The organism is Paraburkholderia sp., from assembly GCF_026225065.1.
GTDB lineage: Bacteria > Pseudomonadota > Gammaproteobacteria > Burkholderiales > Burkholderiaceae > Paraburkholderia.
On sequence record NZ_JAMFSB010000084.1, the window covers coordinates 24,019 to 34,558 of the forward strand.

Here is a 10,540-nt window from a genome sequence, read left to right on the forward strand (position 1 = left end):
CTCTTTACGGTAAATCGATTCGGTTAACTCGCGCGCCGCAATTCAGGCCACGAGGCGCAGAGTTCTGTAAAGATCTGCTCGATCGCCTCAGCACCGGCGCCCTGCGTTTCGACACGCGCGTCTAACGTATCGAAGATCCGATGCTTGATGAAATAGCGCCATTGCACCGGCACGCCCGCCAGGATATGAGTGAGCGCGGCATAACGCTCGTGAGTCCACTTCGCTTCGAACGCCTCTCGGTAGGGACCGAACTCGAACGCCGGCACTGGGGTATCGCGTGCCATCGCGTGGGCCTGCTCACGCAACACCGCCGTCTCGGCTGTGTCGATCTCGCCGTCGACGATCCCCACGGCATAGACCTCGCGCGCTTCCTGCTCGGTGACATAACCACGCTGTACGTCCTCGCATACCCGTTGCACGTCGCGATCGATAGGCCGGCCGTATCCCCCTGCCCCCGCTCCAATTAGCCGGATCACGTCACCCGGATTGCAGATCACCAGATCGGTATTGCCGAGTTGCTCCGCCTGCGGCGTGTCGGGGTTCTTCGTGAAGCGCGCATTCGCGCCGGCGTGGCCGCCGCGCACACCCCATGAGGCAAAGTGCGTGCGATCGCGGTTGCGCACTGTGACGAGCGTATTCGGCGAGAACACCTTGAACTCCATCACCAGCCCCTGGCCGCCGCGGAACTGTCCCGCGCCGCCCGAGCCGGGCGCCACGCCATAACGCGTGATACGGATCGGCACCTCGGCCTCGTTGATCTCCACCGGTGTGTTGCGCAAAAACGCGTTGTTCGCGCCGGAGCCGTCTTCACCGTCATCGAACGACATGCCACCAGCGCCACCGCCGATTGGCCCAATCGATGCCATCACTGTGCTGCCGTGCCGGTCCATAGTCTTGACGCTGAGAATCGACAGGCCGCCTGCAGGGCAAGCGGCGAGCCGTTCCGGAATCGCTTGCGAGAAAGCACCAAAGGTCAGCAGATGCAGCAGCTTGCAGGTCAGGCTACGCATGCCGACCGCCGCCGGCCGCTGCGCATTCACCACCGTGCCTTCGGGCAATACGCAGCGCGCCACCCTTAGCATGCCGCTATTCAGCAGGATCTCGGGATTCAGCGTGTACAGCACATAGACGAAGCCGACTAACGCAAGCGCATGCCGTTCGCGACCACCAGTCGGGATGTTCAGCGACGATTGCAACTGCGGATCGCTGCCCGTGTAGTCGAATTCGACGCTGCCGTCGCGGATACGCAGCGTCAACGCGACGCGCATCGGCTTACCGCGCACCGAGTCTTCATCGGCGTATTCCGCGAAAAAATACTCGCCGTAGGGAATGCCGCGCATGACGGTGCGCGCCTGCTCCTCCGAATAATCGAGCAACGCCTGCATGCCCGCCTTGAAACCGTCGATGCCAAACCGCTCGATGATTTCCAGCACGCGCCGCTCGCCTGTATGCAGCGACGCCAGTTGCGCATGCAAATCGCCGACGTTCTGGTCCGGCACGCGCACGTTGGCGGCCATGATGCGCAGCAGCTCTTCATCGAGCACGCCGCGTCGCACGATCTTGGTGGGCGGAAAACGGATGCCCTCCTGCTCGATTTCGGTCAGCGTGCGCGACAGCGAGGCAGGCACGGCGCCGCCCATATCGGTGTTGTGAATGTGGCCGCCCACGAAGCAGACAATCTCGCCTTCGTAGAACACCGGCTTCCAGAGCACGATATCCGGCGTGTGGGTGGCAACGAAGCCGCTGTATGCGTCGTTCGTCATGCCGATGTCGCCCGGCTCGTAGTGATCGATCATGCCGATCACCGGGCCGTAGTCGAGGCCGACATACCAGGTGGCGCCGAGCGTCTTTGGCGACGCGAACGTGTGTCCATCCGGCGTCGTGATCGCGCACGAGAAGTCCTCCGTCTCTTTCACGAAGGTCGAATGTGCGGTGCGCACCAGCGTGTACGCCATGCTTTCCGCTGCGGCGACACAGTAGTTGGCGAAAATCTGCAGGACTGCCTTGTCGAATTGCATGCCGGGCTCCGGTTCAGTTCGCGCCAACGTAAGTAAGAATCAGATTGCCGTAGGGATCGACGCGTCCCGTGAAACCAGGCAGCACGCAAGTCGTGCAATCGTCCTGCGCGATCACTGCGGGTCCGGCAATCTGCTGGCCGGCTAGTAGTTTGGCGCGGTGAAACAGCGCAGCGTCATGGAACGCGCCGTCCATCCAGACCTTCACGGAAGCATCTGGAACCGGCGCATGCTCGCTGGCTTCGATGGGTCGCAAGGCTGGCTTTGGGGTCACCGAGGCGATCACGAGACGCAGCGCCACTACCTGGATCTTTGCTTTCAGATCGCTGTGGCCGTAGAGTCGCGCGTGCTCGCGGTGGAACGCTTCGCTCAGCGCGTCGATGTCTCGCTCCTGCAGCCATACAAGTTCAAGGGGCGTGTCGATTTCGAACGATTGTCCCTTGTATCGCATGTCGGCCGAGACGGTGATGCGCGCCTGGCGGTCGTCGCTGTTATCGCCAGGCGAAGCGGTTTCGCCGGCCATCCAGTTTCGCGCCGCGGTTTCCAGCGCACGCGCATCGTCGCGCAGGGCGTCGAGTGCTACGGCATCGAGGTCGTAGTAGGTGGTCTTGACGAAATCGTTCTTGGTGTCGGCGATCAAGCCGCCCAGCGCGCTCAGTACGCCCGGCGTGGTCGGCACAACGACTTGCTCCATGCCGAGCGCCCGCGCGAAGTAGCACGCAAGCATCGGCCCAGCACCGCCGAACGGCAGCAGCGAGAAGGTGCGCGGATCGATGCCGAAGCGCGAGACAATCCGGCTCACGCCCGCATACATGCCCGACACCGACACGTTGACGATCGCTTCGGCAGTGCGGTAGATATCGGAGCCAAGCTGCTGCGCCAACACCTCGACCGCGCGGCAAGCCGCGTCGTGATCGACCTTCACCGAGTTGTAGCCGAGGCTGGCGTTGCCGATCACGCCCATCACGGCGAACGCATCGGTTATGGTGGCACGCGTGCCACCCCGGCCGTAGCACACCGGGCCCGGGTTCGACCCAGCACTCTCCGGCCCGACCTTGAGCACGCCGAAATCGTCGACCCACGCAATCGAGCCCCCGCCGTCGCCAATCGACGACACTGAGACCGATGGAATATGAATCTGGAAATCGCCGATGTATTCGCCGGTTGCGTATTGCGGCTCGCCGTCGATGATCAGCGCGACGTCCGCGGTCGTGCCACCGACGTCGAGACTCATGCAACGCTGCAGACCGCACAGTTGCGCGACATACGCCGCGCCGATCACGCCGGACGCCGTCCCGGAGAGAATCATCTGCACGCAATTGGTCTTGCCGGTTTCGGCGCTCATCACGCCGCCATTCGACTTGGTGACCTTCATGTCCGCCGCGATACCGGTCTCGCGCAGTGCACGCTGCAACGACGACAGATAGTGCGATACCTTCGGCTGCACATAGCCGCCGATCACCGCCGTCGAAGTGCGTTCATACTCGCGGATGATCGGCCAAACGTCGGAGGAACAGGAAACGAAGAGACCCGGCATGGCTCGCTCGAGAATCGCCTTCACCTCGTGCTCGTGAGCCGGATTGCGATAGGAATGCAGCAGCGATATCACCACGCCTTCGCAACCGGCACGGCGCAGCTTGTAGAGTGCATCGAGCACGCTCGCCTCATCCACCGGCGTCTCGACCGTGCCGTCCGCGGTCAACCGTTCCACGATGCCGAACACCCGTTCGCGTGGCACTAGCGGCGCGGGACGCTTCGACATCAGGTTATACATATCGGGGCCCTTCAGCCGCGCGATATCGAGCACGTCTTCAAAGTGGCGTGTAGTAATCAGGCCGAGCTTCAGCCCCTTGCGTTGCACGACAGCGTTGACGCCCACCGTCGTCCCATGCGTGAAATAGGCCACCTCATGCGGATCGACGCCATAGCGTTCGGCCAATCCTTCCATGCCGAGCAACACTTCGGCACCAGGGCTATCCGGACGGGAAAACACTTTCAGCGTTTTCAGCTCGCCTGTTTCGTCATTCAGTACTGCGAAGTCGGCGAACGAGCCACCGATATCCACTCCGATTCTCAGGGCCATGAAGTTTTTCCGTTTATACGACCGTACCTTCGCGCACCATCGCAGCCTGCAAGGTCGTCAGATCGAGCTCAGTGCGATGACACAGCACTTCGGCGCCGTTCGACAGTTGCCGGCGCGCTGGTGCCGTGGTGTTGCACAAACCATCGACGCGCAACGGACAGCGTCCGAGGAACGTACACAACTCCGAATGCGGCGCACTCGGTCCAATGGGCGGCAATTCGCTGTGACAGCGAATGGTGGCCTCATCGAGCCAGCCCGTGCGCAATTCCGGAGCCGATGAAATCAGCAGATCGGCATACGGATGGAACGGCGGCGCGCACAGTGCTGCGCGATCGCCCGCCTCGACGCGATGACCCGAGTACAGCACGACGATGTCGTCGCTGATGGCGCGCATCTTGCCGATATCGTGGGTAATGAACAGGTACGACACACCGAGCTTGCGTTGCAGGTCGGCGAGCAGATCGAGAATCGCTGCGCCCACGACGGTATCGAGCGCGGACGTTACCTCGTCGCACAGAATCAGATCGGGCTCGGCCGCGAGCGCCCGTGCCAGGTTGATCCGCTGCTTCTGGCCACCGGACAGCTCGCCGGAGCGACGTGTGGCAAGCGCTGCGGGCAGTCGCACCAGGTCGAGCAATTCAGCGACACGCTGCCGGGCTCGTTCGCCCTTCATGCCGTGATAGAACGCGAGCGGCCGGGACAGAATCCGCTCCACCGTATGCACCGGATTCAAAGCGGTATCCGCGTTCTGGAACACGATCTGGATGCGCCTGAACTGTTCCTTGGTGCGCCGGTTCATATGCTTGGGCATCGGCTCGCCATCCAGCAGCAACGAACCGCTCGCCACCGGCACCAGCCCCGCGATCACCTTGGCGAGCGTGGTCTTGCCGGAACCGGACTCGCCGATCACCCCGACCGTCTTGCCGCGATGGATCACCAGATCCACGTCGTCCAGAATGCGTGCTGCTGGAAAACCCTTCGCATCAGTCTTGCCGTAGCCCGCGACAAGCCGTTTCACTTCCAGCAACGGACGCTCCGCGGCACCGACCGCAGCGCGCCCTTCCGGCCGCGCGCCGCGCGGTGTCGGCATGACCGCAGCGATCAAACTCTGCGTGTACGCATGAGCCGGTGCGTTGAGAATCTGCGCCGTGCTGCCCACCTCGCGAATCTCGCCATCGCTGAGCACGACGATGCGATCTGCCATCTGCGCGACCACCGCCAGATCGTGCGACACGTACACCGCCGTCGTGCCGAGTTCCTTCACAACCCGCTTGAACGCCTGTAGCACATCGATCTGCGTAGTGACATCGAGTGCCGTGGTCGGCTCATCGAGAATCACCAGTTCGGGGTCCGTGATCAGCGCCATCGCCGCCAGCAGCCGTTGCAACTGGCCGCCCGATACCTGGTGCGGATAGCGCTTGCCGATCCGCTCCGGGTCCGGCAGCGCCAGCGCGCGGAACAGTTCGACAGCTTTGGCCTGGGCGGCGGCCTTGCTCATGGTCCGATGGATCAGCGCGCTTTCGATCACCTGATCGAGAATCGTGCGCGCCGGATTGAAGGCCGCTGCCGCGCTTTGAGCAATATAGGCGACCTTGCGACCGCGTAGCGAAGCCAATGCATTGGACGAGAGCGAGCGCACATCTGAATCGCCTACGCGGATAGACCCGCCTGCAATGCGGCAACCAGTCCGCGCGTGACCCATCAGCGCGAGTGCGATCGTCGTCTTGCCCGAGCCGGATTCGCCGATCAGCGCGAGCACCTCGCCGCGGGCCACCGTAAAGTCGATGTCGTGCACGATGGTGGTTTCAGCCCGCCCTTCACTGCTGCCCACCACCCGCAGGCCGCGCACTTCAACCAGGTTGTCGGTTGTGGTGTTCATTTCAGCGAGCCTCCGCAGCACGGCGCAAACGCAGACGCTTGCCACGCCCAGGCAGCCCGTCGATCAGCAGGTTGACGCCGACCGTCAGGATCGCGATCGCGATGGCCGGCATCAGCACCACCGGCGCACCGTCACCGAGTCCGGCGATGTTTTCCCGCACCAGCGAGCCGAGGTCCGCATACGGCGGCTGCACACCCAGCCCAAGGAAGCTCAGGCTGCTCAACAACAGCACCACGAACACGAAACGCAGGCCGAGGTCGGCAAGCATCGGATGAATCATGTTCGGCAAAATTTCCACGCAGCAGATATAAATCGCATTCTCGCCGCGCACCTTGGCCACCTGTACGTATTCGAGCGCGCTGATGTTCACGGCCAGCGAACGCGCAATGCGATAAGCACCAGGCGTATAGCTGATGCCTGCCGTGATGACCAGCAACGTGAGCGACGAGCCGAACGCCGCCACGATCATCAACGCGAACATCTTGGTGGGGATCGAGCTCACCGCGTCGAGTATGCGGCTCATGGTTTCGTCCACAGCACGGCCCGCGACGGCAGCCAGCAGGCCGAGACCGGTCCCGCAAAATGCGGCGAACAGGGCAGCGGCCAACGCCAGCAGCACCGTCAAACGCGTGCCGTACATGATCCGGCTCAGCATGTCGCGGCCCAGGTAATCGGAGCCGAGCGGCAAGTGGACGCTGAACGGCGCGAACACGTCCTGCGTGACAATCGCGCCAACCGGATACGGTGCGAGCACCGGCCCGAAGATCGCCACCAGCAACGCCAGAGCCACCATGAAAGCGCCGATCCAGCCGCTCAGCGACAGCGAGGGCAAGCGGAGTGCAGCACGCTTGACCGGTGGCGTCGGCGCAGCGCCGCCACCGCCACTGGACGGCGCGGGTGAATGAGGAGCGGGCATAGCAGAACTCCTAAGGAGCGCCCCTTCGGCAGGCGTCGGCGAACGAGGATCGACGGGGGACGAATGAGGAGTGTTCATGTCCGCAGCCTCGGGTTGGAAACGATCGCGCACAGATCCGCCAGCAACACCAGAATCAGGTAGCCGAGACAGAAGATCAGCGTGCAGGCCTGCACCAGCGGCATGTCGCGATTGCTGACCGCATCCACCATCAAACGCGCGAGGCCAGGGTAGTTGTAGATCGTCTCAACGACGATCACCCCGCCCAGCAGATACGACAGGCTCAACGCCACCGCATTGGCGATCGGGCCGATCGCGTTAGGCAGCGCATGCAGCAGCACCACGCGCGCCGGACGCGCTCCCTTGAGAATCGCCATCTCGACATACGAGGAGCCGAGCTGTTCGATCACCGCCGCTCGCGTCATGCGCGCCATCTGCGCGATGATCACGCAACACAGCGTGATGACAGGCATCGCGTAGGCACGCATGAAGTGTTCGAAACTGTCGATTTCGCCGCTGTACGACAGCGCGGACAACCAATGCAGCTTGACCGCGAACACCAGCACCGCGAACGTCGCGATCAGAAACTCCGGAGTGGCCACCAGCGCCAGCGTGCTGAGGCTAATCATGCGATCGAGCAACGAACCGCGCTTCACGGCGGCGAGGATGCCCATCGAAATCGCAATCGGCACCGAGACGAGCGTCGTGATCGCGGCAAGCTCGAGCGACTTCGGCAGACGGCCGGCAATCATCTCGCTGACCGGAAGACTGGCGGAGAGCGACATGCCGAAGTCGCCGCGCAAGAGGCCCCCGAGCCAGTGCAGATAGCGCAGATAGGCAGGCTGATCGAGGCCGAACTGTAACCGCAAGGCCGCAATCGTCTCCGGCGTCGCCGCTTGGCCGAGCGCCTCTTGCGCGGCGTCGCCCGGCAGCAGGTTGGTAATCGTGAAGATGATCATCGACACGATCAGCAGAATCAGCAGCGTCAGCGCAATGCGCTTCGCAATCAGCGCTGCAATGGTCTGGTTCATCGCACGGACCTCCTACGAGGATTGCAGAGGCCGGTAGTGGAACGGATGTTCCGCCACCGGCGAACCGGATAACCGGGTGACCGACCAGGCCGCTCTATCTTGCCGCTCTAGCCGGCCAAGAGGGTCTGGAAGGTCAGGCTTCCCACCAGACGTTCTCGGCAAACGAGAAGCCCATCATGCCGCCGGTCGGAATCGAACCGAGGCCTTTGAGACGCTTGTCGTAACCGTCGAGCAGACTGATGAACGAAGGAATGCCGATGCCGCCCTGGTTGCTGACGATAGTCTGCATGTCAGCGTACATCTGCTTGCGCTTGGCGTCGTCGGTTTCTGCACGCGCAGTAATCAGCAACTGGTCGAATTGCGGATTCTTCCAGCCCGACTCGTTCCACGGTGCATCCGATTTGAAGAACTGCGTGAACAGCACGTCGGCGCTCGGACGCGGATTGATGCTGCCGAAGCCAAGCGGATGCTTCATCCAGTGATTCGACCAGTAGCCATCGGCCGGAACGCGGTTGACCGCCAGGTTAACGCCGATCTTCTGCGCCGTCAGTTGCATCATCTCGGCCATTTCGATCGAACCGTTGGCGTCCGAAGTCGCGTAGATCGGCGGCAGCGTCAGACCGACAGCGCCGGCTTTCTGCAGATGGAACTTGGCCTTGTCCGGATCGTACGGACGCTGCGGCAGGCCGGCGAAGTAGTAGCGATGGCCGGGCGGAATCGGCTGATCGTTGCCGATCACCGCATAGCCGCGAAACACCGCGGTGCGGATCTGCTCGCGGTCGAACAGGTACTTCATGCCTTCCACGAAGTCCGGGTTGCCGGTGATCGTGTTGTCGCGCCGCATGATGAGGTCGGTGTAGAGACCCGATTTGGTCTCCTTGATCGCATAGCCAGGCGTCGACGCCACGCGCTGCGTCGCACGCGGATCGACGGCGCTGATCAGATGGACGTCCCCCGAGAGCAGCGCATTCACGCGTGCCGCATCGTCGCCGATACCAATCAGCTCCACCTCGTCGAGGTAGGGTTTGCCCGGGCGCCAGTAGCTGTCGTTACGCCTGCCGACCGTAGTGACACCCGGCTTGAACGTCTTCAGCTTGTACGGGCCGGTGCCCACGGCAGTCGAGAAATCTGTAGTGCCGTCCTTGACGATGACGAGTTGCGGCGTGGCGAGAATCGCCGGCAGGTCCGCGTTCGGCACCGTCAACGTGATCTGCACTTCGTCCGGGCCGCTCGCCTTGACTTCGTCGAACTGGTCCGCGACCGACTTCACCTTCGAGGCCGTCGCCGGGTTCTTGTGGCGCATCAGCGAGTACACCACGTCGGCGGGCGCCAGCGCCTTGCCGTCGTGGAAGGTCACGCCCTTGCGCAACTTGATGGTCCAAACCTTCGCGTCGCTGCTGGTGAACGACTCGGCCAGCCCCGGCTGCGGCGTCAGGCTGCTGTCGAACTGCGTGAGCCCGCTATAGAACATGAAGAAGCGGATGTAGTCGGCGCCGGCCGAGCCCTTGGCCGGGTCCAGCGTGTCGGCCGTCGAACTGGAGTCATAGGCAGCCCGAATCTTGCCACCCTTCTTCGGCGTGTCCGCGGCAAAGGCGCTGGTCGCGCCCGCCAGCAAACCACTGGCCCCGGTCGCGAGCATGCCGCCCGCAGCCAATACACGCATCATGTCGCGGCGGCTGAAACCGGCTCGTTTGATTTCGTCGTCGTTCATGGAATCTGCTCCTGGGACCAAGGATGAATGAATCCGGGTTGTGTAACGTGGTTTGCCCGTCATTTCGAGAAACGTTGCGGGTTGAGTGAATTTAAGCACCGCAAAATTAATGGAATGTCCTGATTCGGCATCGCGCGCAAGCGAAACGAATCGTTTTGATGGCGCTTCACAGCATGAATTGCTGCGCGCGTGGAGGCAGGCGGCTCGCAGCCCGGCAAGACGGGCTGTGCGGCGACCGCGCAGAGGTTTGGTAAGGGTCTGCCAGGCTCAGGCGGGTTGTTTTGATGCGCAAGACGCCGTTTGCGACGTGCTTTGCCGCCCGAATACAGCGCAATTAAGCGTTCGCCGGAGTGGCGCGTGGCACTTTATGCTGCGGACGAAAAAAAACTCATCGTGAATCTTCCGAAGCACGATGAGCCTGCTAAGGACATCACGTCACGCCGATCGCGTCACGTCATGCCGCGTGGTGGAGCAAAAATTAGAACTGGTGGCGGATGGCGACACGAACCACGGTCTGGCTCGAGCTCGACGACGGTGCGTCGGTACCGAGCACGAAGCCATCGTCCAGCACCGAGTTCGTCTTGTCGCCGGTCACGTCCTGGTACACGCCCTGGATGTACACGTCAGTGCGCTTCGAGAGGTTGTAGTCGGCCATCAAGCCGACCGTTTGAATCTTCGGCTTTACATTGCCCGTCGACGCATCGAAGTTCTCGATCGTGTAGACGTACTCGGCACCGACATAGAACGCCGGCGTGATCTGATACTTGCCGTTCACTTCGAGGTTCTGGAACTTCAGCGTGTTCAACGTCGAACCTACGACGAGCGGAGCCGTCGTGCTGATGTAGCCATTTGCCGTCGGGTTCTTGTAGTTCGAGTTGGAGTACGCAAAGCTCACCGTCGCCGGGCCG

7 protein-coding genes are annotated in these 10,540 nt (G+C 62.5%); all 7 read right to left on the reverse strand.

Features of this window, described 5'->3' with window-relative positions; all coding sequences use genetic code 11:
• Positions 1 to 23: 23 nt before the first annotated feature.
• Complete coding sequence (locus M0954_RS06665) at positions 24 to 2,018, reverse strand: hydantoinase B/oxoprolinase family protein (RefSeq protein ID WP_297352242.1); 1,995 nt, start codon at positions 2,016 to 2,018, stop codon at positions 24 to 26.
• A gap of 13 nt (positions 2,019 to 2,031) precedes the next feature.
• Positions 2,032 to 4,098, reverse strand: coding sequence for a hydantoinase/oxoprolinase family protein (locus M0954_RS06670; RefSeq protein ID WP_297352244.1), 2,067 nt, complete (start codon positions 4,096 to 4,098; stop codon positions 2,032 to 2,034).
• A 13-nt stretch (positions 4,099 to 4,111) separates the two neighbouring features.
• Positions 4,112 to 5,977: an ABC transporter ATP-binding protein gene (locus M0954_RS06675; protein WP_297352246.1), complete on the reverse strand. Its 1,866-nt coding sequence runs from the start codon at positions 5,975 to 5,977 to the stop codon at positions 4,112 to 4,114.
• 1 nt (position 5,978) lies between these two features.
• Positions 5,979 to 6,893, reverse strand: a complete 915-nt coding sequence (locus M0954_RS06680; protein WP_297352249.1) for an ABC transporter permease — start codon at positions 6,891 to 6,893, stop codon at positions 5,979 to 5,981.
• A gap of 74 nt (positions 6,894 to 6,967) precedes the next feature.
• Positions 6,968 to 7,921: an ABC transporter permease gene (locus M0954_RS06685; protein WP_122157979.1), complete on the reverse strand. Its 954-nt coding sequence runs from the start codon at positions 7,919 to 7,921 to the stop codon at positions 6,968 to 6,970.
• A gap of 133 nt (positions 7,922 to 8,054) precedes the next feature.
• Complete coding sequence (locus M0954_RS06690) at positions 8,055 to 9,632, reverse strand: ABC transporter substrate-binding protein (RefSeq protein ID WP_297352251.1); 1,578 nt, start codon at positions 9,630 to 9,632, stop codon at positions 8,055 to 8,057.
• A 478-nt stretch (positions 9,633 to 10,110) separates the two neighbouring features.
• A partial coding sequence (locus tag M0954_RS06695) for a porin (protein WP_297352253.1) occupies positions 10,111 to 10,540 on the reverse strand: 430 nt, incomplete at its 5' end.

Excerpts from the sequence above, each read along its gene's own strand:
- M0954_RS06680 (WP_297352249.1), bottom strand. The coding sequence starts at position 6,893 with ATGCCCGCTCCTCATTCACCCGCGCCGTCCAGTGGCGGTGGCGGCGCT.
- M0954_RS06685 (WP_122157979.1), bottom strand. The coding sequence starts at position 7,921 with ATGAACCAGACCATTGCAGCGCTGATTGCGAAGCGCATTGCGCTGACG.
- M0954_RS06675 (WP_297352246.1), bottom strand. The coding sequence starts at position 5,977 with ATGAACACCACAACCGACAACCTGGTTGAAGTGCGCGGCCTGCGGGTG.
- M0954_RS06690 (WP_297352251.1), bottom strand. The coding sequence starts at position 9,632 with ATGAACGACGACGAAATCAAACGAGCCGGTTTCAGCCGCCGCGACATG.
- M0954_RS06670 (WP_297352244.1), bottom strand. The coding sequence starts at position 4,098 with ATGGCCCTGAGAATCGGAGTGGATATCGGTGGCTCGTTCGCCGACTTC.
- M0954_RS06665 (WP_297352242.1), bottom strand. The coding sequence starts at position 2,018 with ATGCAATTCGACAAGGCAGTCCTGCAGATTTTCGCCAACTACTGTGTC.